23 protein-coding genes and 1 pseudogene are annotated in these 25,896 nt (G+C 52.8%); 8 read left to right on the top strand and 16 right to left on the bottom strand.

The features are described 5' to 3' along the window. The first annotated feature begins 137 nt into the window (after positions 1-137). The gene (locus MKX64_RS16530; protein WP_341036666.1) at positions 138-977 is read left to right on the top strand and encodes a sulfurtransferase; all 840 of its coding nucleotides are present in this window, start codon (positions 138-140) and stop codon (positions 975-977) included. Between the two features lie 583 nt (positions 978-1,560). Further along, complete coding sequence (gdhA, locus tag MKX64_RS16525; RefSeq protein WP_095399096.1) at positions 1,561-2,940, top strand: NADP-specific glutamate dehydrogenase; 1,380 nt, start codon at positions 1,561-1,563, stop codon at positions 2,938-2,940. Positions 2,941-3,134: 194 nt separating this feature from the next. On the opposite strand, the gene MKX64_RS16520 is transcribed toward gdhA, so the two are convergent. Further along, positions 3,135-4,118 (bottom strand): diaminopimelate dehydrogenase, encoded by a 984-nt coding sequence (locus MKX64_RS16520; protein ID WP_095399097.1) that lies wholly within the window; start codon positions 4,116-4,118, stop codon positions 3,135-3,137. 190 nt (positions 4,119-4,308) lie between these two features. On the opposite strand from MKX64_RS16520, the gene MKX64_RS16515 reads away from it, so the two are divergent. Beyond that, complete coding sequence (locus tag MKX64_RS16515) at positions 4,309-4,647, top strand: hypothetical protein (RefSeq protein ID WP_095399098.1); 339 nt, start codon at positions 4,309-4,311, stop codon at positions 4,645-4,647. A 69-nt stretch (positions 4,648-4,716) separates the two neighbouring features. Here the strand turns inward: MKX64_RS16515 and MKX64_RS16510 are convergent, their stop codons facing one another. The 3 genes from MKX64_RS16510 to MKX64_RS16500 all read right to left on the bottom strand — a co-directional run bounded on the left by MKX64_RS16510 (position 4,717) and on the right by MKX64_RS16500 (position 9,340). Then, positions 4,717-5,538 carry a helix-turn-helix domain-containing protein gene (locus tag MKX64_RS16510; RefSeq protein ID WP_095399099.1) on the bottom strand — a complete coding sequence of 274 codons (822 nt, stop codon included), beginning with the start codon at positions 5,536-5,538 and terminating at the stop codon, positions 4,717-4,719. A gap of 145 nt (positions 5,539-5,683) precedes the next feature. Further along, positions 5,684-7,789, bottom strand: coding sequence for a beta-galactosidase (locus MKX64_RS16505; protein WP_341036665.1), 2,106 nt, complete (start codon positions 7,787-7,789; stop codon positions 5,684-5,686). A gap of 291 nt (positions 7,790-8,080) precedes the next feature. Further along, complete coding sequence (locus MKX64_RS16500; RefSeq protein ID WP_341036664.1) at positions 8,081-9,340, bottom strand: amidohydrolase; 1,260 nt, start codon at positions 9,338-9,340, stop codon at positions 8,081-8,083. 189 nt (positions 9,341-9,529) lie between these two features. Here MKX64_RS16500 and MKX64_RS16495 point away from each other — a divergent pair, with 189 nt between their 5' ends. After that, complete coding sequence (locus MKX64_RS16495; protein ID WP_095267207.1) at positions 9,530-9,865, top strand: hypothetical protein; 336 nt, start codon at positions 9,530-9,532, stop codon at positions 9,863-9,865. 7 nt (positions 9,866-9,872) lie between these two features. Here the strand turns inward: MKX64_RS16495 and MKX64_RS16490 are convergent, their stop codons facing one another. After that, a complete protein-coding gene (locus MKX64_RS16490; protein ID WP_095267206.1) occupies positions 9,873-10,361 on the bottom strand; it encodes a GyrI-like domain-containing protein in 489 nt (162 codons plus the stop codon). A gap of 188 nt (positions 10,362-10,549) precedes the next feature. Here MKX64_RS16490 and MKX64_RS16485 point away from each other — a divergent pair, with 188 nt between their 5' ends. Next, positions 10,550-11,176 carry a GyrI-like domain-containing protein gene (locus MKX64_RS16485; RefSeq protein ID WP_341036663.1) on the top strand — a complete coding sequence of 209 codons (627 nt, stop codon included), beginning with the start codon at positions 10,550-10,552 and terminating at the stop codon, positions 11,174-11,176. 41 nt (positions 11,177-11,217) lie between these two features. On the opposite strand, the gene fabV is transcribed toward MKX64_RS16485, so the two are convergent. The 3 genes and pseudogenes from fabV to MKX64_RS16470 all read right to left on the bottom strand — a co-directional run bounded on the left by fabV (position 11,218) and on the right by MKX64_RS16470 (position 13,903). Then, on the bottom strand, positions 11,218-12,408 hold the full coding sequence (gene fabV, locus MKX64_RS16480) for an enoyl-ACP reductase FabV (protein WP_095266416.1): 1,191 nt from the start codon (positions 12,406-12,408) through the stop codon (positions 11,218-11,220). A gap of 224 nt (positions 12,409-12,632) precedes the next feature. Further along, entirely contained in the window at positions 12,633-12,905 is a 273-nt protein-coding gene (locus tag MKX64_RS16475; protein WP_095266415.1) for a WGxxGxxG family protein, read from the bottom strand. Positions 12,906-13,148: 243 nt separating this feature from the next. Continuing rightward, positions 13,149-13,903: pseudogene (locus tag MKX64_RS16470) on the bottom strand (exodeoxyribonuclease III). A 246-nt stretch (positions 13,904-14,149) separates the two neighbouring features. Between MKX64_RS16470 and MKX64_RS16465 the strand changes: the two are divergent. Further along, on the top strand, positions 14,150-14,296 hold the full coding sequence (locus tag MKX64_RS16465) for a hypothetical protein (RefSeq protein ID WP_176475611.1): 147 nt from the start codon (positions 14,150-14,152) through the stop codon (positions 14,294-14,296). Between the two features lie 173 nt (positions 14,297-14,469). Here the strand turns inward: MKX64_RS16465 and MKX64_RS16460 are convergent, their stop codons facing one another. Further along, the gene (locus tag MKX64_RS16460) at positions 14,470-15,483 is read right to left on the bottom strand and encodes an iron-hydroxamate ABC transporter substrate-binding protein (RefSeq protein ID WP_341036659.1); all 1,014 of its coding nucleotides are present in this window, start codon (positions 15,481-15,483) and stop codon (positions 14,470-14,472) included. 185 nt (positions 15,484-15,668) lie between these two features. Between MKX64_RS16460 and MKX64_RS16455 the strand changes: the two genes are divergently transcribed. Then, entirely contained in the window at positions 15,669-16,709 is a 1,041-nt protein-coding gene (locus MKX64_RS16455; RefSeq protein ID WP_095398905.1) for a FecCD family ABC transporter permease, read from the top strand. Next, complete coding sequence (locus tag MKX64_RS16450; protein ID WP_095266411.1) at positions 16,709-17,716, top strand: FecCD family ABC transporter permease; 1,008 nt, start codon at positions 16,709-16,711, stop codon at positions 17,714-17,716. Before MKX64_RS16455 ends, MKX64_RS16450 begins: the two co-directional genes overlap by 1 nt. Positions 17,717-17,784: 68 nt before the next feature. Here the strand turns inward: MKX64_RS16450 and MKX64_RS16445 are convergent, their stop codons facing one another. The 7 genes from MKX64_RS16445 to bglS all read right to left on the bottom strand — a co-directional run bounded on the left by MKX64_RS16445 (position 17,785) and on the right by bglS (position 25,809). Then, positions 17,785-19,089: a 6-phospho-beta-glucosidase gene (locus MKX64_RS16445; RefSeq protein WP_095266410.1), complete on the bottom strand. Its 1,305-nt coding sequence runs from the start codon at positions 19,087-19,089 to the stop codon at positions 17,785-17,787. Further along, on the bottom strand, positions 19,074-20,066 hold the full coding sequence (locus MKX64_RS16440; protein ID WP_095266409.1) for an N-acetylglucosamine kinase: 993 nt from the start codon (positions 20,064-20,066) through the stop codon (positions 19,074-19,076). The genes MKX64_RS16445 and MKX64_RS16440 overlap by 16 nt, the downstream gene beginning before the upstream one ends. A gap of 111 nt (positions 20,067-20,177) precedes the next feature. Continuing rightward, complete coding sequence (locus MKX64_RS16435; protein WP_179292150.1) at positions 20,178-21,824, bottom strand: extracellular solute-binding protein; 1,647 nt, start codon at positions 21,822-21,824, stop codon at positions 20,178-20,180. A gap of 77 nt (positions 21,825-21,901) precedes the next feature. Continuing rightward, entirely contained in the window at positions 21,902-22,798 is an 897-nt protein-coding gene (locus tag MKX64_RS16430; RefSeq protein ID WP_095266408.1) for a carbohydrate ABC transporter permease, read from the bottom strand. A gap of 12 nt (positions 22,799-22,810) precedes the next feature. Then, a complete protein-coding gene (locus tag MKX64_RS16425) occupies positions 22,811-23,767 on the bottom strand; it encodes an ABC transporter permease (RefSeq protein ID WP_095266407.1) in 957 nt (318 codons plus the stop codon). 134 nt (positions 23,768-23,901) lie between these two features. Beyond that, positions 23,902-24,780: an AraC family transcriptional regulator gene (locus MKX64_RS16420; protein WP_095266406.1), complete on the bottom strand. Its 879-nt coding sequence runs from the start codon at positions 24,778-24,780 to the stop codon at positions 23,902-23,904. 258 nt (positions 24,781-25,038) lie between these two features. Further along, positions 25,039-25,809 (bottom strand): beta-glucanase, encoded by a 771-nt coding sequence (gene bglS / locus MKX64_RS16415; RefSeq protein ID WP_341036655.1) that lies wholly within the window; start codon positions 25,807-25,809, stop codon positions 25,039-25,041. Between the last annotated feature and the right edge of the window lie 87 nt (positions 25,810-25,896).

The raw sequence follows: 25,896 nt of genomic DNA, 5'->3' as shown, positions 1-25,896 counted from the left end.
CATAATCGGTAGTCGACTTGGCGGTCTGCACGGATGCAGACCGGATTTGTGATGCGAGGGCACTGAGGCATAACCGAGTATGATATAATTCGAATACTATCATTACATCTAAATTTCCATAAGGATCGTGATCTCCGATGAAACATATCGTATCGATGAAATGGCTGCTGGCCCGCCTGTACGAACCTGACATTGTCATTGTAGACTGCCGCTTTATTCTGGGACAGCCGGATGCAGGCCGGACCGCATATGATGAGGAACATATTCCGCGCGCGGTGTATCTGGATTTGGAGCGGGACCTCTCCGCACCGGTTGCCGCTCACGGTGGGCGTCATCCGCTGCCTGATATGGACCAGCTTGCAGCTTCGCTGGGTAAGGCCGGCATCCATCATGGTATGCGGGTCATTGCATATGACGACCAAGGCGGTGCCATGGCCAGCCGCTTGTGGTGGCTGCTGAAATACACCGGCCACGACCAGGCTTATGTGATGGACGGAAGCTTTACGCATTGGAAAGCAGCTGCCTACCCGGTAACGAAGGAGCAGCCGGTTGTTATTCCTGTTACATATGAGCCGAAGCTTCAACCGGGAATGCTGGCTGATGTCGAGGAGGTGCGGACAGCTTCCCGCGAAGGAAGCAGCATGCTGATCGACGCTCGCGAACCTCGCCGCTATGCCGGTATTGAGGAGCCGATCGATACCAAGGCCGGACATATTCCCGGCGCGGTCAATTATTTCTGGAAGGAGCTGCTGGATGAACAAGGACGATGGCTTGATGCAGCGGCCATTCAGCGGCGATTCGCAGATATCCCTGAAACTTCAGACATTATCGTCTATTGCGGCTCTGGCGTAACCGCATGCCCGAATGTGCTGGCATTGCACGAAGCCGGATACCGGAACGTCAAGCTGTATGCAGGAAGCTGGAGCGACTGGATCTCGTATCCGGACAACCCGGTGGCGACCGGAGAAGACATCTAGCGCTTTTCCTAACAGAAGCAGCCCGCGTCATCGACGCGGGCTGCTTGTCATATATCGGCTGTTACTGCTTTCGTTGACAGCTGCTCGGCTAACATATGGACTCACATAACCCATCCTCATGATAAAACGTATAATTATACAACCATATCCGAAATTAATCCACAATTATTTTCAAAATCAAAAATAATCATCCCTCATTCATTTGCACTTTTCGAATCCATCATCCCGATCATCCTCACGATGGTTCTGGCACGAAAATCCCTCGAAAAACCTGCCATAACAAGTAAACTCCCTCCATCCCTATAACAAGAAACCTTGTTTTTTCAACACAAAAAACTTACATAAAACGATAGGTGCATAGAAATTATTAATGAGGTCAAAAAAATGATTTTATTGGAAAACGATGTGGATATTCTATAAAATCCTCTTCAACCTCACTTGAATTTGTGCAAAAATTTATTGCATTTATACAAACGGCTGAAAATGCTTCCATGGTGAGATTGTCCTGACGTCCTTAGCCATGATGTTGACAGGGCGTTCCACGCCTTACTACTTTAACCATTTGAAGGAGTGCATCGTAAAAGTGACTACCCATGTTTCTGTTTCTTCGCCGCTTGCTGCCGCGAAAGATTATGTTGAGTCTATCTATGCCCAGGTCGTGTCCCGCGATCCGCATGAAGCTGAATTCCATCAGGCTGTCCGTGAATTTCTCGACTCGATTGTCCCGGTCCTGGCCGAACAGCCGAAATATCGGGAATACGGAATCCTGGAGCGCCTTGTAGAACCGGAGCGCATGATTACCTTCCGTGTGCCGTGGACAGACGATCAAGGCCGGGTTCAAGTGAACCGCGGTTTCCGCGTTCAATTCAACAGCACCCTCGGGCCGTATAAAGGCGGCATTCGTTTCCATCCTTCGGTCTATGCCGGTATCATTAAGTTTCTAGGCTTTGAACAGATCTTCAAAAACTCGCTGACCGGACTGCCGATTGGAGGCGGAAAAGGCGGTTCTGATTTCGATCCCAAAGGCAAATCCGAACAAGAAGTGATGCGTTTTACGCAAAGCTTTATGACAGAACTGTATCGTCATATCGGGCCTGACACCGATGTGCCTGCCGGAGATATCGGCGTTGGCGCGCGGGAAATCGGCTTTATGTTCGGTCAATATAACCGCATTCGCGGCGGACATGAAGCTGGCGTATTGACAGGGAAAGGCGTACTGTATGGAGGCAGCCTCGGACGCACAGAGGCAACCGGATACGGCTGTGTCTATTTTGTACAGGAGATGCTCGCCGCCAAGGGACTCAGCTTCAAGGACAGCCGTGTGGTCGTGTCCGGCTCCGGCAATGTGTCCATCTATGCCATTGAGAAGGCACAGCAACTAGGCGCTCACGTCGTCGCTTGCAGCGATTCGAACGGATACATCTATGATCCTGAGGGCATCCAGCTTGAAACACTCAAGCAGCTCAAAGAGCGCGATCGTCTGCGCATCAGCGAATATGTGCGCATTCATCCACATGCGCAATATTATCCGGGCAGCACCGGCATTTGGAACATCGCTTGCGACATCGCCCTGCCATGCGCTACCCAAAACGAGCTGGACGCCGAAGCAGCTCAAACGCTGATCCACAACGGTGTCAAAGCTGTGGGGGAAGGCGCGAACATGCCATCTACCCTTGAGGCTATCGAGCTGTTCCTGCAGGCTGGTGTTCTATTCGGACCGGCCAAGGCTGCCAACGCCGGCGGTGTAGCCGTATCTGCACTGGAAATGAGCCAGAACAGCATGCGTCTCTCCTGGAGCGCCGAAGAGGTGGATGACAAACTGCAGCAGATTATGAAAAACATTTACCGCAGTGCTGTCGAGGCCGCAGAGCAGTATGGTACCCCCGGCAACCTCGTCGCTGGCGCCAACATCGCAGGCTTCCTGAAAGTGGCCGATGCGATGATCGCCCAAGGCGTCGTTTAAGCTACGCTCCCCATGTTAGCCGAAGTTTCTTTCCAGGTGCCGCAGGCCCGCGGCCTGAATAAAGCACTTGGAAGGAGGATTGGCTAGCGCAATGCTCGCATAAGCATACAAAGCAAAGCAAACACAAAAATCCCCGCCGTCTTTCATGACGACAGGGATTCACTTGTGTATCAGGGGATTAAACGAAACGGGCCTTACAGCAGCTCGCGGCGGAGCTCCTCAGCCGATTTCGGGGAGAGGTAGCCAAGCGGAATGTCAAACACCGTTTTGGCACCTTGCTGTCCCTCTTGCTTCAAGCGATAGGCAGCTCTCGCATATGCGACAAGCACACTTGCGGTAAACTCGGGATTGCTGTCCAGCTTGAGGCCAAATTCAATGATTTGCTTGTTGCCGTTGCCGGTAACGCCGCTTCGGATGACAAACCCGCCATGCGGCATGCCTGAATGCTCAGCATCGAGCTCCTCTTGAGTAATGAAGTTCACGGTGGTGTCGTAGTCGGCAAAATAGTTCGGCATCGACACGATCGTTTGCTTGATCTGCTCAAGATCTGCGCCTTCCTCCGGAACGACATAGCACACTCTTACATGCTTCTCGCGTGTGGTCAAATCCGGTGTCTCTCCGGAACGGATCGACTCAATGACATCTTGCACCGGGATCGTGTACTGTACGCCAGCCTTAACGCCTGGTACGCGTCGAATCGCATCCGAGTGGCCCTGGCTCACGCCTTTGCCCCAGAACGTGTACTCGCGGCCTTCCGGCAGAATTGATTCAGCCAGCAGACGGTTCATCGAGAACAGCCCCGGGTCCCAGCCGGTAGAAATGACACTGACATTACCTCCGCTTTGAGCGGCCTTGTTCACCTGTTCGAAAAACTCCGGAATTTTCGCATGGGTATCGAAGCTGTCCACCGTGTTAAACAGACGGGCAATCTGTGGCGTCTGCTCCGGCAGATCCGTAGCGGATCCTCCGCACAGAATCATCACATCGATTTTGCCAATATACTGCTCGGCTGCTGTCATATGTTCAAAACGTGCACCGGATGCATCTGTCATCTGCTGTGGATCTCTGCGCGTGAATATGGCGACCAGTTCCAGATCAGGGTTTTGTCCGATCGCTTTCTGAACACCTTTTCCTAAATTTCCATAACCGACGATTCCTACTTTAATGGTTGTACTCAATTTGGTAATCCTCCCTTTGCCGCATCTCATTCATCAGCCTGATGCTATAATTTCTTCAAGATATAAGTATAACATACATATTACACAATATGTAAAGTATATCTCGAAAATAAATCAACACATCTTGCTTATAATCGACGGCACGTCATTGTATAATGGGGAGGAATCAGACACAGGAGGACGGTTGACGGTGATCGAAGTGATTACATACGCACAATGTAGGCTGAGAGTACCTGCGGAAGAGAACTACAGACAATATATTGAAGATGAGCTGAACCGGTTGGACGGGGAAATTGTGACGGAACAGATCGTGTCGATCGACAAGCCAGCCCGGAACCAGACGACCTGGTCGCTCGAATCCCGTGTGCTGGCGCGGTTTATACTTCATATGCCGGAGCAGAACCCGGCCAAGAAGGTGGATGAGTATATCGAGCATGTGGTGCCTTTTCTCAAGCGCCATGTCCCGAAATGCAATCATATCGACAGCACCAGGATCATTCAGCTGAAACGGGCATTAAACCTGGAATAGACGTATTCATACGAAAGACCTGAATCCCGGCCCTGCGAAGTAGATGGGCGCATCCAGGTCTTTTTCATTTTAGTTGAACAGATGGCGGTACCGATTCGGAGTGATATGCTCGATTCGTTTAAAGGTAGCCACGAAGTGGCTGACGTCTTGAAAGCCCACACGCTGCGCCACTTCCTTCAGCGTCATGTCCGGACTGGCAACCAGCAGCTTCTTGGCTTCCCGAATCCTAAGCTGGATAAGAAAGGCATATGGACTCATATGAAAGGTCTGGCGGAACAGGTGACTCAGGTGCTGGGAGCTCATGCCCGCCTCGCGCGCCATCTCTTGCAGTCCGATATTGTCGGCATACATGCGCTCAAGCCACTCTACAACCGGTCGAATCCGTTCATAGTAATGGGACAGGGAGTGCTGGCTTTGCGTCTTGCCGTATTTTTTCAGCATAATTAAAAAGCGGTACAGCTCCTCGGATGCGTCCAGCCGGGAAAACTCCGCTCCCTTCCCCATCAGGTACATCATGCGCCAGATCAGCTCCGAGAACGGAAATTCCTCTGTTTCGGTATAGACCGCGGAGGAGATGCCCAGCGCATGCAAAATGCTGTCCGCCGAGGCGCCGCCAAACGTCATGTACAGCGTCGACCAATCGCCGTCCCCTGTACAGTAATAGGAATGTGCCGTAAACGGCATGAGCAGTATTCCCTTTCCCTTGCTCAGCGTAACTTCCTCACCGGAAAACCTGAACTCTCCTTCTCCCTCGACCGTTTGCAGCCAATGAAAATACGGGTATCCTTCCGGCCTGGCAAAGTCCTCTTCCCTCGGATTATAGCCAACGCTCTCTACAAATAAAGGCAAAGGCCGCTCCTGCCCTGACAAGGTGTATCTGATTTTCTCCATAGCAATCACCCTTCAAGCCTGACACGACAGTCGTGTTCCGTTTAATCTGTGCGGTATCCCCCAACTTCCATCTCATGTGTTCTACCGCCACAGGCAGCATAACTGAAAAGCCTGTTCATCCAATAAACAGGCTTTTCAAGATCGCTTATGCTCTATTGTAACGGATTGCCTGGCGTCTTAACACTGCAAATCCATACTTGGGCAAGATCAGTTCGCCCGCTGCCGGCTGCTGGCCAAGCACATCTTCATAGCCATGCTCCGGCAGATCCACTCGCTGCGAAACTTCCGAGAAATTCATAATGAACACATATTCGGACTCGCCGTCAGAGCGCATCTGGACGCATACTCCGTCCGGCAAAGCGGCATCCAGCACCGCTCTAATTCCAAGCTGTTGTGCGAGCCGGTCGTAGAAATCCTGATGGAAACGGTCCTCGTTGCGGGAGGCGATATAATAAGCTTGTCCCCGTCCGAAAGTGTTGACCGTGAGCGCAGGCATGCCCTCGTAATAATCGGATGCATAAGCTGCCAATACTTCGGCAGTCTCGGCATGAATCACCTCACAGTATTCTCTGGCTTCATAAGTTCCGTCCAGGCCAAGAGCTTCGGACGTCAGTCGAATGCTGTTCCGATCGGAATCATACAGCGTATCGATTTCCTCTGCCCATATGCCGAGCAGTGAGCGCAGCGGTCCAGGGAAGCCGCCCAGGAAGGTGAGATCAGACTCGTCCACGATGCCGCTCCAGTACGTAGCCACCAGCGTTCCCCCCTTCTGGACGAACTGCTCCAGCCGCTCCGCAACGCCGGGACGAATCATGTACAGCATCGGTGCGATCACCAGCTTGTAAGACGAAAAATCGTTGTCCATGTCAATAATATCCACCGGGATGCCCCGCTTCCAGAAAGCTTTGTAGTGTGCCTGGCAAGTCTCGATATAACGCTTCTCTCTCGGCTTGAGCGCCTGAGCGTCATCCATCGCCCACTGATTCTCCCAGTCATAAATGACCGCTACTTCAGGCTTCACACTCGTACCTTGAATATCACCAAGGCGGCGCAAAATATCCCCCAGCTCGGCGACCTCACGGAATACGCGAGTATGTTCATGTCCGCTGTGACCTACCACAGCGCCGTGGAATTTCTCCGAAGCGCCCCGTCCTTTGCGCCACTGAAAATACAGGATGGCATCCGCCCCGTGGGCCAGCGATTGTACGGCAGATAAGGCATGCATGCCGGGACGTTTCGTTTTGTTCACCTGTTGCCAGTTCACCAGGGACGGCGTGTTCTCCATCACAAGAAACGGCTGCCCCTCTTTCATCGAACGATAAATATCATGAACAAAAGCGACATCGGCGGCCAGATCAGCCGTTGATTGAGCATCATGATGCCAGGTCGGATAGCTGTCCCAGGAGACGACGTCCACTTCCTTGCCGAACTTCGCATAGTTCAGTCCGATGTACGGCCCCATATGCGGATAATCGCCCATAAAGTTGGTCGTTACCGGGACATTCGGTGTGATCTCCCGCAAGGGCGCGATTTCATTCCGGTAAAAATCGATCGTCTGGTCGGTTACAAACCGCTTCCAATCGAGATTATGCCCGTGCACCTGATCCTCCCCATGCGGAGCAGGGGATTCAATCTGCGTCCAATCCGTAAACGTATGGCTCCAGAAGCCGGTCCACCAGGCATGGTTCAGCTTTTCCAGCGTGCCGTACTTCCGCTTCAACCACTGACGGAATGCCTCCTGACACAAATCGCAGTGGCAGTCCCCGCTGAACTCGTTGGAGATATGCCACAGAATAAGCGCCGGGTGATCCTTGTACCGTTCGGCCAGTCTTCGGTTGATCTCCCTCGTCTTCTCCCGGTATACCGGGGAAGTCAGGCAGTGATTGTGCCTGTGGCCGTGCAGATTGCGCCGCCGATTGCTCTGTACACGCAGCACTTCGGGATATTTAGCCGACATCCATGCCGGTCGGGCTCCGCTCGGCGTCGCCAGAATGACCTGGATGCCCCTCTCCGCCAAGTTATCCATCATCTGATCGAGCCAGCCGAACTCATAGCGTCCCTCCTCCGGCTCAATCGCGCTCCAGCCAAACACATTCAGTGTGAATGCATTGCAATTGGCCAGCTTCATCAGCCGGTAGTCTTCCTGAATAATATCCGGATAAGCCAGCCATTGGTCGGGATTATAGTCTCCTCCATGCAGCAGGCCTGTGACGGCTGGATGAAACGACGAAAATCTGAATTGAGTTGACATGCTTCTTCACTCCTCGCTTCCACTATCATTAGGTTCCCGGCCAAGGCCAAGCCTGGTTCGGTTCCCCTGTCATCTGTGTATCCATCTGCATAACTTGACCGCACACCGGTCTCCTGTTCATTGTAAAACGGCCTTGGACGAAACCACATGTAACAAAATGATGATTCGATATAAAAATCTGAAAGTGAAGAGAGCAGGGTCATCATGCTGGTGAAAAAGCGCCGCCGTCATGAAAAAAAAGCTGCCCTCAAGTCATAACCATGACTTACGAGAGCAGCCTTCAGCTACCTGTTATTGCATCGTTCTAGCCAGCCGTTCGAGCAGATTCACCGCCGGCTCCAGCACCGCTTCATCGATATCGAATCCGGGATGATGATGCGGGGCGGACAACTGAGTGCCAATGATCATATAGGTGGCCAGCCCTCCTTGCTCCTGGACACGACGAATCATGTAGCTGGCATCCTCACTGCCGAGAGCGGCGCTGTCCTGAACCACTTCGGCACAGGTGAATTCCGGTATATGTCCGGCCTCCCGGACCGCAAGCGCTGCAAGCTCCAGATCACAGCGGATCGGAATGGCGCCGCCGATCACTTCAACCTCCGCCTGGAGCTCATGCATCCGGGCGCTATGCTCGATAATCATGCGCACTCGCCGCTCCAGCTCCCGGTTCGTCGCCTCATCGGCCGAGCGGGTCTCGATGATCATGCGCGCATGCTCGGCAATAATATTCGCGCCGGTTCCTCCCTCGAGAACCCCTACATTAATCCGGGTATCCGCAGAGCTGAATCGCGGCAGCGCATGAATATTCAGCAGCGCTGTCGATGCCCCTAGCAGGGCGTTGCGGCCTTCCTCCGGCGAAGCCCCGGCATGAGCCGATATGCCGGTAAATCTCGCCTCTAGCTTCGTCGTTGCGAGAAATCCCGCTGCCGCTCCCCGGATATGGCCGGATGGAACCCCTACACCGAGATGGAGGCAGAACAGTCTGTCGACCTGATCCAGCATCCCTTTTTCAACCATCGCGTAAGCTCCCCGCACTCCCTCTTCGGCAGGCTGGAACAGAAGGCGCACTTTGCCCGCAAACTGCCTGTCCTTCAGCCGATCCGCCAAGGCCAGTCCCATCGCAGTATGGCCGTCATGAGCACAGGCATGCATAATGCCTTCATGCTCGGAGCGAAAGCCTGTCGCCTGCGGCGTATGCTTGTCTAGTGCGCTTTCCGTGATCGGCAACGCATCCATATCAAAACGGAAAGCAGTCGTCGGCCCAGCCTCCATCCCTTCCAGCTCTGCGACTACCGCGGTATAGCCGCCTCTCATCTTCTGCACGATCTCCGGATCGGCACCTTCGCGCAAGGCGCGCTGATAAGCCTCTTCCAGCACCTCCGGACGAGGAAGCCCCCGTCTGGCCGATCCTTCGATCGCATCCTTGCCGTAAATAACGCGGTAGCCCATCCCGGTCAGCATCTTCACAACCATCGCGGCTGTGCGAAATTCGGTGAAGCCAAGCTCAGGGTAACGATGCAATTCCCTGCGCAGCTGGATCAAATCGATCATGATGTTCTGTTTCTCCCCTCCGTGTATCTTGTAAAACCTGTTTACTGTACTTCAAATCGCATGAAATATTTTTAGAATATAGGTATAACATCTTACGATAAAAGTTGGTTTATATTGTAGAGCCTCATCCGACACGAAAGGATGAATGATAATTCCGCTTGGCTCAATACAATTAAGAGAGTTGGTAATATGCGTTTACATATCATGATTTCTGCTGTACTGATATCCTTTTTGTACACCTTTTCTTCTCTGTTCTCACCGCTGGTACAGGCTGAAGTTATAACCGACACCGAGGTTACAATCGAAAGCCTTAGAGCCGGGGAAAGCAAGCCTGCATTAGACATGCAAAGTGTAGTTGTAAGTCAAGAACGAGAAGATGAATTGCGCAAAATCTATGGTCTTGAGCCGTCCAACACTGATGACGCCTCCATTGATGTGAAACCATCTGACGTCGGAGCTTCTTATGAAAATGCACGGTATATCTACTGGATTTACATGTTATTCCACTTTATGAGAATACCTTAAGAATCTCTTATTTCACAGGGATCATAATGACAAATTCAGGCTGGTCATCATACGGGTCCTGGTCCATCGGATATTGCTCCAGATGGGTCAATCCATCCGGGGCTTTCTCTTGATAGCCCTGTTCACGAATCCAGTTGTACACATTGGTATAGGATTGCTGAATATTTTGCTGTTTCGCGTGATGACAGGTGGCATAAGTCAGCTCAGGAACAGCTATAGCCACCATCCCTTCCGGGATGTCGACCACCTTCTCTACCTCCACTGTAGCATAGTGTGTGAACCCCTCCGCTCCGGGATGAGCGTGATAGGATAGCCCGAGCATCGTGTCCTTATGTATCGCGCAAGGAATTTCCGCAAGCCGCTCCTGCAGCTGTTTATGAATGGCCCGAATGCCGCCCGCTCCCGCTTCGGCATAGGTCCCTTCCCACTTGATCCCCACAGCCTGAAAAGCAGGTTTTGTTATAATTGAAGCTTCATTACGTTGTTCAACTGTCATCTCCTATTCACTCCTTTAACCATACTATGTGTTCATTATATACTGAAACTATGACAAAAACGGTCACCGTTTCTATAAAACGGCAAGGAGGCGCGTCATGCCCAAAACAGAGCGAATACTGAAAGTCATGCAGCGGGTATACGAGAAAACAGACCTTTACCGTCAGCCAGATGGCAGAGGAATTTGGCGTGTCCTGTCGCACGATGCTCCGCTATCTGCACGAGCTGTCCGAGCTCGGGGTGCCGCTGTACGCGAATGAGGGCAGGCACGGGGGATACTCGATATTGAATGCCAGGCAGCGCTCCCTTCCTGAGCCGGCAGAGACGGGATTGCAGCGGCTTGTGAAGCCTGGGTTCCATCTTGTCGGCATGGAGATCAAAGTGCCGTTCACCGCCTACTATATGACGCAAGCGCTTAAGCCCAAATTGTGGACGGAGCTAAGCAGCCGAATCCAAGAAATCCGATATCCACGTTCAACCCGCGGTCAGGACTGGATCGCTGCCGTTCTAAGCCGCGGGCCTGTCTATCATTATATCGCCGGCATCGAAGTCACCGCGATTGGCACCATTCCTCCCGGCATGACCAGCCTTACACTGCCGACCCGGGAATATATCGTATATGTACACGAAGGCGGCACGGGCCGGGAGGATACCGATCAATCCTTCATCTATGTCATGCAGCAGATGAAACAGCGCGGGCTCCACTATAACCCGGAGATGTACGGTTTGGAGCGGAGAAGCCGCCTTGGCGACGACCGGGTCCAGATATACATTCCCGTTGCCCATTCCGTAAATCCAGGCGCCCTACATGAATAAGGACCCGATTCTGAAATCGGGTCCTCGTTATGGCTCACCTATTAGATTGCATGCGGATTATCTACGGCCGGATCAACGTCTGCATCATAATCCACACCGTCGGTCTCAAATCCGAACAGCTGGAAAAACTCGCGGCGGTAGCCTTCCAGGTCTGTCAGCTGCTCGATATTGTCGCTCGTTACCCGGCTCCACAGATCGGCAACCTCCTGCTGCACATCCTCACGCAGTTCCCAGTCGTCAATGCGGATGCGTCCCTTCTCGTCCACCGGAACCTCGCCGCCGCTATACAGCTTATCTGCGAACAGACGGTGGATCTGTTCGATCGTTCCTTCATGGATGCCTTTCTCCTTCATCACCTTGTAAAGCGCCGACACATACAGCGGCACCACAGGAATTGCCGAGCTGGACTGGGTCACCAGCGCTTTGCTGACGGCCACATAAGCGCGTCCGCCAATCGGCGACAACTTGTCGCTCAGCTTCAGCGCCGTATCCTCCAGATGATCCTTCGCCTGGCCAATGGAACCGTCACGATAGATCGCCCGTGTAATTTCCGAGCCGATATAAGAGAACGCGATGGTTACCGCCTGATCTGCCAGTGCGCCTGCCTCGGACAAGGCCTCCATCCACAAATCCCAGTCTTCACCGCCCATAACGTCCACCGTATGCTTCACTTCTTCTTCTGTTGCCGGCTCAATCGTCACCTCGGTCACTTCACCTGTATGGAAGTTGACCGTTTTGTTCGTGTAAGGCTCGCCGATCGGCTTCAGTACGGAGTTGACCGTCTCTCCGGTTTCAGGAAGCGTCCGCCGCGCGGATGCAACGCTGTATACAACGAGATCCACCTGACCCAGCTCCTGGCGGATCAGCTCTATCGTTTTTGCTTTTGTCTCGGCTGAGAATGCATCTCCTGTCACACTGAACGATTTCAGTCCAGCTTCTGCCGCAGCCTTTTCAAACGCCGCCGAGTTGTACCAGCCTGCCGATGCCGTACGTTTCTCACTGCCCTGGCTAGGACGGTACACCCCTACCGTATTCGCCCGAGCGCCGAAGGCTGCTGCAATTCGGGCAGACAATCCATAACCTGTCGAAGCCCCGATGACAAGCACATTGCGCGGGCCCTGTATTGCCGGCTTGCTAAGCACATAATCGATCTGTTGTTGAACCTGGGCAGCACAGCCCACAGGATGAGAAGTTGTACAAATAAATCCGCGTGTTCTAGGTTTAATAATCATCGTTCATTTCCTCTCTTTACGGTTCATATCGTTTCCCATTTATCGTTAGGTCCTGATTGACTCCTTTCTATTGTAACTTTTTTTTTCCGGGTGAAAACCTTTTAACCGCAAAATCTACAAAGACAATAAAAAAATCCCGCTTGGATAAGCAGGATTTTCACTCTTCACAGCACCGCTTTAGCTAATGCATTTCACAAAGCCTTTGTGTCTGTACAGCTGCCGGATTATTGACGTTCCGGATTACGGCCTCTAAGACCGATAAGGCCTGCAAGACCGAGCAATCCCAGCCAGCCCCAGTCAGTTCTGTTGTTATTGCCAGCCGTTGCATTAGCGTTGTATCTGTTGGCATTCATGTTGTTCGTGTTCACCGTGTTGGTGTTCATGTTGTTGGTGTTCATATCATTCTGATTCGTGGTGTGATTTTGCGCAAAGGCAGGAACAACAAGAATCAACGCAAGGCTTAACACAGCCAGGAATGAAGCTACCATTTTCTTCATTTGAGTTGGACTCCTTTCGATTTGATGTGGATTGAAAAGCCTAGGGGACAGGTTCCAAAATTATGTTGCCCGTAACAAATATTAATATTCTTTCCCCGTCTCCAGGTAAATGTTTCCACTCAATAAATAAAGCCCCCGATTCCCATCATGCTGGGCGGGGGCAAAAAAGACATACGGCGAAGATTCACACTTGCAGTTGCACCGTCGGCCAGCTGTTCCAGTTCATAGAACATGTTCGTTGTGCTACAAGCGTACCGTTAAGGTCACCGGGCAATGATCGCTGCCCATGATATGACAGTCGATGTCGGCGTCGACCAGCTGATCCGCCAGCTTAGCCGAGGCCAGGAAATAGTCGATGCGCCAGCCGATGTTCCGCTCCCTGACCTTGGGCATAAACGACCACCAACTGTACACATCCGTGCGATCCGGATAGAAATGGCGGAACGTGTCGAGAAAGCCGCTGGCCAGCAGATCGGTCATCTTTCCGCGCTCCTCAAGCGTGAACCCTGAATTGCCAAGATTGGATTTTGCATTCTTCAGATCGATCTCTTGGTGGGCGACATTCAAATCTCACACACGATGACCGGCTTGATCGCATCCAAGGCAAGCAGATAGCTGCGGAACCGATCCTCCCACTCCAGACGATACGGTAGCCTGCTTAAATCCCGCTTGGCATTCGGTGTGTATACGTTAACCAGATAGAAGCTTTCAAATTCAAGCGTAATGACCCGCCCCTCCGGCTCGCTGTCCTCCTCGATTCCGTAACGGACGGACAGCGGCTCAATCCGGGTGAACACCGCCGTGCCCGAGTAGCCTTTCTTCTCTGCATAATTCCAGTATTGACGGTACTCTGGCCCAAGCTCCAGCTCGATTTGCCCCTCTTGCAGCTTCGTTTCCTGAACACAAAATATATCCGCATCGGCCTGCTGAAAATAATCGGTGAACCCTTTCTTGACACAGGCTCGCAGACCGTTAACATTCCATGATACCAGCTTCATTGTCAACCTCTCCCCTTGTTGCAATCTATCCTGAGCACAGGCTCTGATAGGCATAATATATAGCCTCTAAATCACATAATGATACCATGCCAGCTTTTCGGCGAACAAGGCCCTCTTCTCGAGCAGCGAAGAGATCGTCAGCCCGATGTATATTTCCCGGTCAAAAAAGGAACAACATAACCGTTAACGTGAAGGAACCCGTGTTCCTGATCCTGTAATGATACATTCAGTATGGAGGTGGCATGGTTGACAGGAAGAAACAATAAGCCAAAAAATGACGGCCCATCCAGCAGTCCAGAACGACTGGATCAATATGGCGACAAGCTCGCCTCTGACAATGAGGAGGAGTTCACATCTGCGGCTGAAGAGCATTGCCGCGATGACGAATATTGATAGACAGCACCAGTAGCAAAAGAGTACCGCAAAATAACAAAACACGAGCGACGGGAAGGTAAATCCCCCTCCCGAGCTCGTGTTTTTTGTACATCCGAGCAGACCTCCGTGCATAGGACCCCAATTCCAAATCCTCTCCTAAACACCGCGCTCGAACGTTACAGCAGCCTTGTTTACTTCACCAGACTTTCCAGAACATCATCGATGATCTGGCTGTTGGCAACCGCGCCGGTGTACATCCAGGCACTGCCGACTTCATACTCATACACATGGCCGTTTATCACCGCAGGAATGTTCGCCCACAGCGGATCCTGCAGCATCTGAGAGCCGCTCGATTTGTCGCTGTTGATCAGGAACAGGTGATCCGCGTCAAGCTCCGCCAGCTTCTCCAGCGAAATCGACAGCCAGTTGTTATCACCGCTTTGCGAAACTTCCTTCACCACGTTCGGCACGGTAATCCCGAGATCACCGTATAATACCGCTCCGCTGGACAAATTCTCATTGACGACAAAAAAGCTGTTGTTTACGAGCCAAATCGCAGCTGCCGTTTCCGACCCGATCGCATCTTTCACGCTCTCCTTCGCTTCGGCAGCCTTTTGATCATAGTCCCGGAGCACTTGCTCCGCCTTCTCCTTCTCGCCGAAAATCTCCCCGATCGTCAGCAGCTCTTCACGCCAGTCATTGTTCAGCTCTGTGCCAATGACATAAGTCGGTGCGATTCTTGCATATTGGCTGTACTTGCCGCCTTCGACCATAGCAGCGGAGTCCATGATCAGAAGATCCGGCTGGAAGCTCGCTACCGCTTCAAACGGCAAATCATGCGCGATCGTCGGTATTCCCTGCAGCGCGTCCTGCAAGTATTGCTGAATGCTTGTCCCGTCCATAACCGACCACTGGGCAACCGGGGTAATGCCGAGAGCGACCAGACTATCTTCAAGGTAAGAAGCGATGACCCGCTTCGGCTCCGCCGGAATCGTCACCTCATTGCCCATGGCGTCGGTCAGCGTGCGCTCGGTCTTGGCTTCGCCAGTGTCCTCGCCGCCGGTTTCGCTTGCGCCCGAGTTCTCTTCCTGGGCAACCTGCTCATCAGCCCCCTGCGCCGGATCAGTCTCATTTCCAGCTTGGCTATCGTTGCCGCAAGCCGCGAGCAACATCAAGGCCGCCAGCAAGCCGGCCAACCAAATCATTTTTGCACTCCTATTTTTGCTGCGAATCATGTATAATTCCTCCTATGTATATTTTCACAAATCACTCTAGCTTCGCTCGCATAAAGTGATATAATGTTGATAGAAAAATGATAATGAAATTCATTATCAATTGCAAGTGCAGATTTTAAAAATCCATAAATATGTGACAAAAGGTAAGGTTGAACATGCAGGCACAACAATCTCACAAACATGCAGGCAAGCAGGCTAAATCCAGGCCCAAAACCGCGGTGGCTTTCCTGGTACTCGGTCTCGTCTTGCTCGTTATCGCAACAGCTCTATCCATCCTTTATGGTTCGTCCAACATCAATCTTCGGACCGTCTGGGAAGGATTAACCCAATTTGATCCGAGCTCCACCGCACATCAGATTATTCACCGGCTGCGTATTCCAAGAGCGCTTGCCGCTGCGCTGATCGGCGCAAGCCTTGCCGTGTCGGGAGCGGTCATGCAGGGAATGACGCGCAATCCGCTCGCCTCCCCTTCCATTATGGGAGTAACGGCAGGCGCAGCATTTCTGATGACGCTCGGCTATGCCTTCATGCCGGCCGCATCCAGCTTGGTCATAATGCTGCTCGCTTTTGTCGGCGCAGGGCTTGGAGCTGGCCTGGTATTTATGATCGGCGCGTTGTCCAAAAGAGGGCTTACCCCCGTCAAATTGGCACTCGCCGGCTCGGCAGTCACGGCGCTGCTGAGCTCGGTATCATCCGGTTTGGCCCTTCGCTTTAATGTAGCCAAGGACATCAGCTTCTGGTACGCCGGCGGCGTAGCGGGGGTGCAGTGGGTACATATTCAACTGCTCCTTCCGGTCGTTGTCATCGGATTGGTCCTGTCCATAGCGGTTAGCAAGTCGGTCACCGTCATGAGCCTTGGCGAGGATATCGCCACCGGGCTGGGGCAGCGCACGAACATCGTCAGGCTGCTCGGCACGCTTGTCGTGCTGCTGCTTACCGGCGCCGCTGTATCCGTAGGCGGCTCCATCGGATTTGTCGGGCTTGTCATTCCGCACATCGTCCGGTTTATCGTAGGGCCAGACTACCGGCTGATCATTCCATGCTCTGCTGTGGCCGGCGGGCTGTTGCTTGTGCTGGCAGACATCGCGGCACGGATGGTCAATCCTCCGTTTGAGACTCCGGTAGGGGCTGTCACCGCGATTATCGGCGTTCCTTTCTTCCTGTATCTGGCAAGACGAGAAGGGAGGGAGCTGTAATGCTTCACACCGGCAGAAAAGTTGTCTTCGTCTCGGTCATTACCGCGATTGCCATTGCAATCGTATTTATAATCAGTCTGAACCTGGGCACCATTCGCATCAGCCCGGCTGAAGTGCTGCAGGTCATCACCGGCAGCGGTTCAGACCAGAACCGGACGGTGCTGATTCATTTCCGGCTGCCCCGGATGGTGATCGCCCTGCTGATCGGCGCCGGAATCGCCATTTCCGGTGCGATCTTGCAAAGCGTCTCCCGCAATCCGCTCGCAGACCCCGGCATCCTTGGCATCAACGCCGGAGCCGGCTTGTCGGTCGTTCTGTACATTTTTTATTTCCAGGGCGGAGCCCTTGGCTCCGGATGGCTGTCGATCTATATGATGCCGTTTGCCGCCTTGCTCGGCGCTTTTGCCGCAGCACTGCTCATTTATACCGTCGCCTGGAAGGATGGCGTCACGCCCGTGCGGCTCATCCTGTCCGGCATCGGGGTGAATGCAGGCTTCGGCGCATTCATTATCGTCTTCCAGCTCATGATGGACCCGAATGATTTCATGAAAGCCACCATATGGCTATCCGGAAGCATCTGGGGAACAAGCTGGCCGTATGTGGGCGCCGTGCTGCCATGGATCGTGCTGCTCATCCCGTGGGTGCTGTATAAATCGCGCTATCTGAACGCGATGCAGCTCGGAGATCAGGCCGCGGCCGGACTCGGCATCCGCGTGGAACGCGAGCGCCGGGTGCTGCTGTTTATCGCCGTAGCGCTGGCTGGCGCCTGCGTATCTGTTGGCGGCGGCATTACGTTCCTCGGGCTTATTGCACCGCATTTGGCCCGTAAGCTGGTAGGCCCGCGGCATCAAAGCTACCTTCCGGTCTCCGCACTCCTCGGCGCGCTGCTCCTGCTGGGCGCTGACATGATCGGTAAGATGCTGATGGCCAACGCAGAGGTCCCTGTCGGGCTCGTCGTGGCCTGCCTCGGAGCCCCTTATTTCATCTATTTGCTGATCAAGGATTAGCAGCGAATGCCAAAAACAGCGGTTCCCTGTCCTAAACAGGGCCGCTGTTTTTTTAGGATTTGCGATCTTCAGCTTTTGAAAAAATGCGGCAAATAACGGCGGTTGGTCTCCAGCATTTCATCCAGCATCGTCTCCGCCACGCTGACGGAATCCACCAGCGGGTGAGCGGATAGTGACAGCAGCGCAAGCTCCCTGCTGCCCGTCACGGCCGCCTCGATCGCCAGGCTTTCGTACGTTTTTACAGCTTGAATGAGGCCGGACACGCCGTCCGGAATCCGTGTAATAGGCACCGGAACAATACCTTCTTTTCGTACGATACAGTTCACCTCGATGCTCGCATCATCCGGGAGGAAGCCGATTGTGCCGTTATTGCGAACATTCAGCGTCTGGATCTCCCCGCTGTCGGTATGGATCGCCTTCATGAGGTTGACAGCCGCCTCGGAGTAATAGGCCCCGCCGCGCTGCTCGAGCTGCTTCGGCTTCTCGGCAAGCTCCGGCTGCTTATAGATATCGAACAGCTCATCTTCCAGCCGCTTGACGATCTGTGCCCTTGTTTCGCCACGTGCTGCCAACGCCTGCTGCTCTGCCAGCATTTCCCGATGCAAATAGTAATATTTCAAATAATAGGACGGGATCGCGCCCAGTGTGCGGATAAGCGTATCATTCCAGGCCAGCTGCGGCACATTGCTGGCGGAGTAGCTGCCCCCGGCCTCCAGCAGTTCCTCCAGCTTCGACTCGCCGTCCACCTCGATCCGGCTGATCCAGTGCAGATGGTTCAAACCGACAAATTCACAGTAGAAACGCTCAGCAGGAAGATCATATAGCGAAGACAGCCACTTGTATGCCGCGATCGGTGAATTGCACAGCCCGATCGAACGAATGCGGGTATGTTTCAGTATCGCTTCCGTCACCATGCCGGCCGGGTTGGTAAAATTAAGCAGCCACGCTTCCGGGCACAGCTCTTCCATGTCTTTGCATATGTCGAGGAGAACAGGAATCGTCCGCAGCGCCTTCATCATGCCGCCGGCCCCGGTCGTCTCCTGACCGAGCATCCCGTATTTCAGCGGAATTGATTCGTCCCAGCCCCGGGCCTCCAACAAGCCGACTCGCATTTGGGTGGATACATAATCCGCATCCTTGAGCGCCTCTCTCCGGTCGAGCGTCAGCTGAAGACGTATAGGCAGCCCGCTTCTCTCTACCATCCGCTGGGCGAGTCCACCGACAATCTCCAGCTTGCCGCGCCCCTCCGGAATATCCGCCAGTACAATATCGGTTACAGGAAACGAATCGTAATGACGAATGAAGCCTTCGATCAGCTCCGGCGTATACGACGATCCTCCGCCAATGACAGCAATTTTTAATCCAGCGCCCATTCTGTGTCCATCTCCTTTATCGCAAGCTCTGCATACAGCTGATTGTACACCGCCGTGTCTGGCGGGCCCATATGCAAGTCCATTCCCAGTAAGATCGCCCCGGCAGCCGGCTCCAGGTCGAGAATTCGAAGCCGGCTCTGCGGAGCTGTCCGGGACACAAGACGTTCAATATGCGAAACGACATAGTCCCCTTGTCCTCTCGTAAGGACGCTGCCTGCAAGCACCACGTCAAAAGCATCGTTCTCCATTCCGAGCTTTCGGATAACAGCACAAGCCACCGTTCCCAGTTCCACGCCCTGTCTCTCCAGAATCCTTCTCGCCGCCGGATCCCGGGGGGCAGCGTCAAACAACAGCTTGGCCAAATGATGGGGAATTCTTCTTCCTTCATCCAGCGAGCGGTGAAACATCTCCTCCACATTCGCGAACCCCAATGCCTTTAACGTAGGCGCAGTCAATAACGTGGGCTCTTCGCGGCCTTCCCATGCCCGGATGACCGTCCGGAACACTTCAACCGCCAGATCATATCCCCCGCCAAAATCTCCGTATGCATACCCGAAGCCTCCGATTTGAATTTCCTGACCAGCTGCATTGACCCCATAGCTGTTGGTGCCGCTCCCGCAGATCAGTACAACCCCATCCGTCTGCCTCGTCCCCGCTCTCATGGCGATCACGGTATCACACACAATATGATAATCGGCAAAGCCCAGCCCCCCGATCATCGGTCTTAACACAACATAATCCGCCTCGCGGTCTGCCCCGGCCAGCCCAAATGATGCGAAAGTAATATCTCGATGCACAAGTCCCGCTTGTGCAAGCGCTTCATCAACAGCGTGTCTAATGCTGCGCTCCGCAAGCGCCGCACCGAGCTGATGATTGCCACAGCCGCTGCTTCCCCTCCCTCTTATGCGTCCGGTTTCATCCGCGACAACAGCGATAGTCTTGCTGCCGCCGCCATCTACCCCCAGATAATAATTCATGGTTAATCTCTCCTATGTGTTGCCTGGCTATGAAAGCCGCGCCCCAAGCTGAACCCTGCGCTGTCCTCCAGCATCTGCCCGGGCCGCGGCCTCCTGCCAAGTCGATTTATTCTATTTCATCTTCTCGAGGTTTTCTTTCCATCTTGCCGTTTTATACTCCAGCAGTTTGCTGTAGCCTGCCTTCTGCGCATCCTCTTCCGCTTTGTCCAGGATAGCGATAACTTCTTCATCGGACGCTGTCATGCTGATTGCCGTCGCTCTCGCTTTCTCGTATATTTCGAATACGCGTTGAGCGATGATCCCTTCCTCGCTGTCGCCAGCCGGATCCAGGTTGACGAATTCGGTTGTATTCATCTGGGTCTTCCATGTAATCTCGGACTGCCAGTACGTCTCGAAATTCCGCTGTTCCGGCGATAGAGTAGACTCGAACTTCATCTTGGAATTGTCAACGTATACCGTGTTACCGTTCCACTGGAAGTTCACGGTCGAGTTCATCAGCTCATCGCGCCCCTGCGGGTCGTTGACAAATTTGTCGGTGAACAGTGGCATATCCTCTTCATCCGTTCCGTCCCAGTACAACCCTTCAGGTCCCCACATAATGACACGCTGACCCTCCGGTCCTGTGAACCAATCCAGGAATGCAAAGACCGCTTCCGGATCTTTCGCCGACTTTGTAATAACACTGACGTTCCAGCCGAGCTGCTTGTAATCCCCCGGGAAAATTTTGTTCCGGTCGAGCCCCTCCTTATGAACCGGCCAGATCATGATGTAACCGGCATCCGGATCTTCGGCTGACAGGATGCTGTTTCCTTTCGACCCGAACTCTGTCGGGCTGGAGGCGACGTAAACAGCCACTTTGCCCGTAATGATCTTCTGCTCCACCTGCTCGATCTTCTGGGTGAACGTATCCTGTGACATCAGCCGCTCGCGGTACATGCGGCTCATATATTGAAGCAGCTCGCGATAGACAGGATCGGTAAACAGAGAGACCAGCTGATCTCCTTGCGGAACAGCGATCATGCTGTTGAACAAGTACGGACGGTTCTCCGCAAAAGCCGATACCATAATGTCCACACCTGCCGCGGATTGACCGACCTCAAGCGGCACCACATCCGGGTAGTTCGCCTTCACCAGCTTCAAATATTCATACAGATCTTCCGGTGTTTCGAGCGGCGGAGCACCCAGCTCATTGTAGATTTTCTTGTTCACGAGATAACCGGCGTTGCCGTTAGGCTGCGTCGTATACCAGTTCGGGAACTGATACAGCTTGCCGTCCGGAGAACGAAGCATGTCGATGGTTGAATCACCGGCCCATTTTTTCAAATTCGGATATTTGTCTAGATAATCATCGAACGGAACAAGCATGCCCTCCGCACGAAGCTTCTCCACATCCGCACCTCTCTCCATCCAGATCACATCCGGCAGCTCGCCGGACACAATCATCGTGTTCAGCTTGTTTTTGGCGTTTCCGCCTGAGCTGATTGGCACCACGTTCACCTTTTTGTTCTCTTGAATCCACTTGGTGGCCAGGTCGCCGCCCCATTCAGGCATGGTATACCAGTCATAGTGACCGTAGAAGGAAAATTCCAGAGGCTGCTCGCCCAGCACAAACTCTCCGCTTTCCGGCGTGCCTGTTGGCTCGCTTGTCTCTTCGCCGGTGGAGCTGCCTTCTTTTGACCCCGAACACCCCGCTAGAATCATGACCATAACCAGTGTGACTGACCATATGGATAGTAATGCGCGCTTCCCTCTTTTCATCGCTTGATCTCCCTTCTATTCTGTTCATCTATGGTCAAAGCTGACGCTTCAAACCCTTGAATCAAGACCCGCCTTCGCTATTCCTTAAGAGAGCCGATCAGCACACCCTTCACAAAATACTTCTGCACAAACGGGTATACGAGCAAAATCGGGATGGTGGCGACCATCATCGTAGCCATGGACAGCGACTTCGTCGTTACTGCTCTCATGGCACTCATTCTGCCTTGGGCTGCCGCATCCACATTCTGCATCTGCTCCAGCATGATGTTGGCGTTCAAGATCTGCTGAAGCTTCGTCTGAATCGGGAGCAGATCTGTATTGGAAATGTAAATGCTCGGTGCAAACCAGTCATTCCAGTGGTACACGGCCGTAAACAGCGATAAGGTGGCAATGACCGGACCGGAGAGCGGCAGTACGATTCGAAACAATACGCCCCAGTTGGAAGATCCGTCGATTCGGGCCGATTCCTCCAGCCCTGCCGGTATTCCTCGAAAAAAAGTCCGGAATATGATCATGTTCCATACATTGATAATCCCGGGCACAACCATCACCCAAAAGGTGTTCATCAGACCCAGTTCGCGAATGAGCAAGTAGCTTGGAATCAGACCTCCGCTAAAATACATCGTGATGATGCACAGCACCATATACACATTGCGCCCCGATAATTGAGGCTTGGAAATGCCGTAGGCAAGTATGGCTGTCGCCATCACCGATAGCAGTGTGCCAACGATCGTACGGAAGATCGAGATGATGAAGCCGTCGATCAGGCGCTCATCCTTAAATACCACTTTATAATTCTCAAGCGTGAATTCCCTTGGCCAGAACGTAACGCCGCCTTGCATCGTGTCTGTGCCGGAATTAAACGAGATCACCGCCGCGTTCCAGAACGGGTAAAATGCAACAAAGGCGAGCAATACCAGAAACACGTAAATCGAGCCAATAAACAAACGATCACCGCTGGATAGTCTCAAGATGCATACCTCCCCCTACCATAGGCTATTCCCTGATTTTCTGGCCAAATAGTTGGCTAACGTCAGCAGGATAACGCTGATAACCGCCTTGAACAGTCCCGCTGCCGTTGCGTAGGAATACCTGCTGTTCTGTATGCCGATGCGGTATACGTAAGTATCCAGCACATCGCTTACATCCCGCAGCACCGGATTGCCTGCCAGCAGCAAGATGTCCTCAAAGCCGGCATTGAGCAGGTTGCCGATGGCAAGGATCAGAAATACGATCACAACCGGCAGAATCGACGGGATCGTAATCGCCGTAATCTGCTTCACCCGGCTCGCACCGTCCATGGAAGCCGCCTCATACAGCTGCGGATTGATACCAGCAATGGCCGCTAAGTATACGATGGAAGAGAAGCCGATCTCCTTCCACACATTGGTCGCGGTCAGAATGCCCCAGAAGTATTTGGGCTCGGACATGAAGTTGATTGGTTCGTCGATGAGGTTTAGCTTCTGCAGCAGAATATTCAGGCTGCCATTGTCGGTGGATAGAATGGAGATAATCATGCCGGATACGATAACCCAGGACAAAAAGTGGGGCAAATAACTGATCGTTTGAATCACTCTTTTGAACGTTCGCCTTCCGATCTCGTTCAGCATCAGCGCGAGCAGGATCGGTGCGGGAAATCCGATGCACAGTTTAAGCATGCTGATCACCAGCGTGTTCCGCATAATCGTCCAAAACTCGGGCGCCTCAAAAAACATCACAAAATGCTTGAACCCGACCCAAGGACTGTTCATAAAGCCCCGAAACAGGCTATAGTCCTGAAATGCCATCAACACCCCATACATCGGAATGTAGCTAAATACAAAAATGAAAAGCATGGCAGGAATGACCATAAGCTGGAGATCCCACTGTCTGGCCAATTTCGTCCATGGCCCCTTCTTGCGATTAGGTTCCGGGTTGCGCTGGATTTCGGATGGCAACGACATTTTACTCCCCCTTTCTACATCTAAGGTCAGTTTATCTGACATATATCTTTAAGAATACTTGTCATTATTGTAGTGCAGCCCTTAGCTCATTTCTCTGCTAAAACGAGTAAAAACCAGCACTATTCCACTGGTTTTTACAACTGCTGTCTCTGTGAAGCCTTTGGCGTCATGCCAACATGCTTTTTAAAGAGCCTATTAAAATTGGTTAATGTGCGGAATCCGCATTCCAAAGCGACGTCCGTCACCTTCATCTGTCCTCCCTCCAGCAGCTTTATCGCCTGCTCAAGTCGGATATGAATGAGATACAGGAGCGGCGGCATGCCTACGGCCCGCTTGAAGATTTCGCTGAAACGGGACGGGCTGAGGTAAACGAGGGCAGCGAGCTCCTCCAGCGTCCAGGGATGGGCATAGTTCTCCTCCATGATCATGATCACCTGGCGCATCTTCTCCAGCTGCCTTTCACTGATGCTCGGCTCACTGCGGCCCTGGCCTTCAAAACGGCACTCCCGATTGACCGTGGCAAGAAATTGCAGCAGAAGCGAGTGTACCATCGTGGTGTAGGATCGCTGCTCTTGCTCATGCTCTGCCTGCATCTGCAGCAAAATAGGGCGGAGTTTATCCATGGCCGGGTGATCGCGGGGAATCAGATTGGAGAAATGCTTGCCCATTTCGCGAAACGGGCTGAACAGCTCGGGGTCGAATCTGAGGTTGTGAATAAACCACGTGGAGTCAAATGAGATGACCAGCATGACAAGGTCCTGGGATTCGTAAGCACAGTGCAGATCATTGGAGTTGATGAGCAGCACATCCCCCTGCTCGAACTCAAATTTCTTCCCGTTGATGACGTAATAACCGGTGCCGCTCTTGATGTAATTAATCTCCAGTACATTGTGCCAATGGAGCTTCTGATACAGGCTGGTCACACCGATCGTATCGGCGATTAGCACCGGATAATTTCTAGCCAATCTTACTTTTTCCTTGGGGATCGCTTCTTCGCGCAGCACAAATGTCATGACTAACACCTCACATCTTTTGTGTGTTTTATAACATTTAAACATACGTTTTTATGTTAATTATACTACCACCTCACCTTTGTTACTGTAAACGAGCAAAGTCTTAGTTTTTTCGCCAACAGAAACAAGCTGTCCCCCGCCATTTTCGGCTTCAGACAGCTTGTTTCTGTGTGACGATATCAAGTAAGACCGTTCATTCGTCGACGAATGACTCGATCGGGTCAGCTTCTCATGTGCTTACGAAGGACCAGCTAGCAGCTAGCTTGCAGGCGTAAATTTAATCCAGTCATAGTAAGCGCGGATCGGATGACCTGGATAGGTGAATTTCCCCGTCCATATTTCTGCCGGCCCCGCACCAGACCACAGGTTGACCATAATATACCCCGGACTTGTCGGCAGCGGGCCCCTCGAACCGGTTTCGGTGTGGACCAGCCTGCCGTCAACATACCACTTGATTGACGTCGGCGACCATTCAAAGGCATAGTCATGGAAATCGAGCGAAGCATCAAAGCCCAGGTCGATCACGGTGCTATGCCCACCAACCCCGTTCGTAAAATAGTTGGTTTCCATCTTCGTGGTGTCTTTGCCCAAAATTTCGATGTCGATTTCGTCATTGGAGGTACCTGGAGCAGCTCCGGAATAAGTAAACAGGCTTGTGACAAGGCCGGTTCCTTTGGCGGCCTTAATCCGCGCTTCGACCCGCCCGTATCCATATTTCTGGGTCGTGGCATATTCGGCTGATGCATAGGGTTTGCCCGAGCAGTTGGATGGGCAGCCCACATTATCGAGACGCAGAGCCATAATGCCATTGGAAAATTCCTGGTTGGACGCTTTCCAGCCAACGCCGAAGTCCACGCCGTTGCCCCAGCCGTCCGATGTGTAGAACATGCCGGGATTCGGCCCGTTCAGCGGCTCGGTAAACGCGGCGCCCTGGGCCTGGACCGGCTGGGTTGCAGATACGCTGATCAGCAGCGCAGCTGCGGCCAGCAAAGCCGTCATTTTCACTCGGATTGACATCCATTTTGTCATGAGTCACACCTCTTCCATGGATTTTTGAGAATGTGCTTGAACATCGCTGTCCTTGCCCTCCTGCTTTCTCGATTCCACCTCCTTCTC

Source organism: Paenibacillus sp. FSL M8-0334 (genome assembly GCF_038000405.1).
Classification (GTDB): domain Bacteria; phylum Bacillota; class Bacilli; order Paenibacillales; family Paenibacillaceae; genus Paenibacillus_AQ; species Paenibacillus_AQ campinasensis.
The sequence above is the reverse complement of the archived record's forward strand: the minus strand, read 5'-3'. Positions and strand labels throughout refer to the sequence as shown.

What these genes read in the sequence shown, in the direction of transcription:
- MKX64_RS16425 (WP_095266407.1), bottom strand. Translation starts at nt 23,767, where the DNA reads ATGTCGTTGCCATCCGAAATCCAGCGCAACCCGGAACCTAATCGCAAG.
- MKX64_RS16475 (WP_095266415.1), bottom strand. Translation starts at nt 12,905, where the DNA reads ATGAAGAAAATGGTAGCTTCATTCCTGGCTGTGTTAAGCCTTGCGTTG.
- fabV (WP_095266416.1), bottom strand. Translation starts at nt 12,408, where the DNA reads ATGATTATTAAACCTAGAACACGCGGATTTATTTGTACAACTTCTCAT.
- MKX64_RS16510 (WP_095399099.1), bottom strand. Translation starts at nt 5,538, where the DNA reads ATGGAGAAAATCAGATACACCTTGTCAGGGCAGGAGCGGCCTTTGCCT.
- MKX64_RS16490 (WP_095267206.1), bottom strand. Translation starts at nt 10,361, where the DNA reads ATGACAGTTGAACAACGTAATGAAGCTTCAATTATAACAAAACCTGCT.
- MKX64_RS16530 (WP_341036666.1), top strand. Translation starts at nt 138, where the DNA reads ATGAAACATATCGTATCGATGAAATGGCTGCTGGCCCGCCTGTACGAA.
- MKX64_RS16495 (WP_095267207.1), top strand. Translation starts at nt 9,530, where the DNA reads ATGCGTTTACATATCATGATTTCTGCTGTACTGATATCCTTTTTGTAC.
- MKX64_RS16505 (WP_341036665.1), bottom strand. Translation starts at nt 7,789, where the DNA reads ATGTCAACTCAATTCAGATTTTCGTCGTTTCATCCAGCCGTCACAGGC.
- MKX64_RS16440 (WP_095266409.1), bottom strand. Translation starts at nt 20,066, where the DNA reads ATGAATTATTATCTGGGGGTAGATGGCGGCGGCAGCAAGACTATCGCT.
- MKX64_RS16450 (WP_095266411.1), top strand. Translation starts at nt 16,709, where the DNA reads ATGCTTCACACCGGCAGAAAAGTTGTCTTCGTCTCGGTCATTACCGCG.
- MKX64_RS16460 (WP_341036659.1), bottom strand. Translation starts at nt 15,483, where the DNA reads ATGATTTGGTTGGCCGGCTTGCTGGCGGCCTTGATGTTGCTCGCGGCT.
- MKX64_RS16500 (WP_341036664.1), bottom strand. Translation starts at nt 9,340, where the DNA reads ATGATCGATTTGATCCAGCTGCGCAGGGAATTGCATCGTTACCCTGAG.
- MKX64_RS16445 (WP_095266410.1), bottom strand. Translation starts at nt 19,089, where the DNA reads ATGGGCGCTGGATTAAAAATTGCTGTCATTGGCGGAGGATCGTCGTAT.
- bglS (WP_341036655.1), bottom strand. Translation starts at nt 25,809, where the DNA reads ATGACAAAATGGATGTCAATCCGAGTGAAAATGACGGCTTTGCTGGCC.
- MKX64_RS16435 (WP_179292150.1), bottom strand. Translation starts at nt 21,824, where the DNA reads ATGAAAAGAGGGAAGCGCGCATTACTATCCATATGGTCAGTCACACTG.
- MKX64_RS16455 (WP_095398905.1), top strand. Translation starts at nt 15,669, where the DNA reads ATGCAGGCACAACAATCTCACAAACATGCAGGCAAGCAGGCTAAATCC.
- MKX64_RS16420 (WP_095266406.1), bottom strand. Translation starts at nt 24,780, where the DNA reads ATGACATTTGTGCTGCGCGAAGAAGCGATCCCCAAGGAAAAAGTAAGA.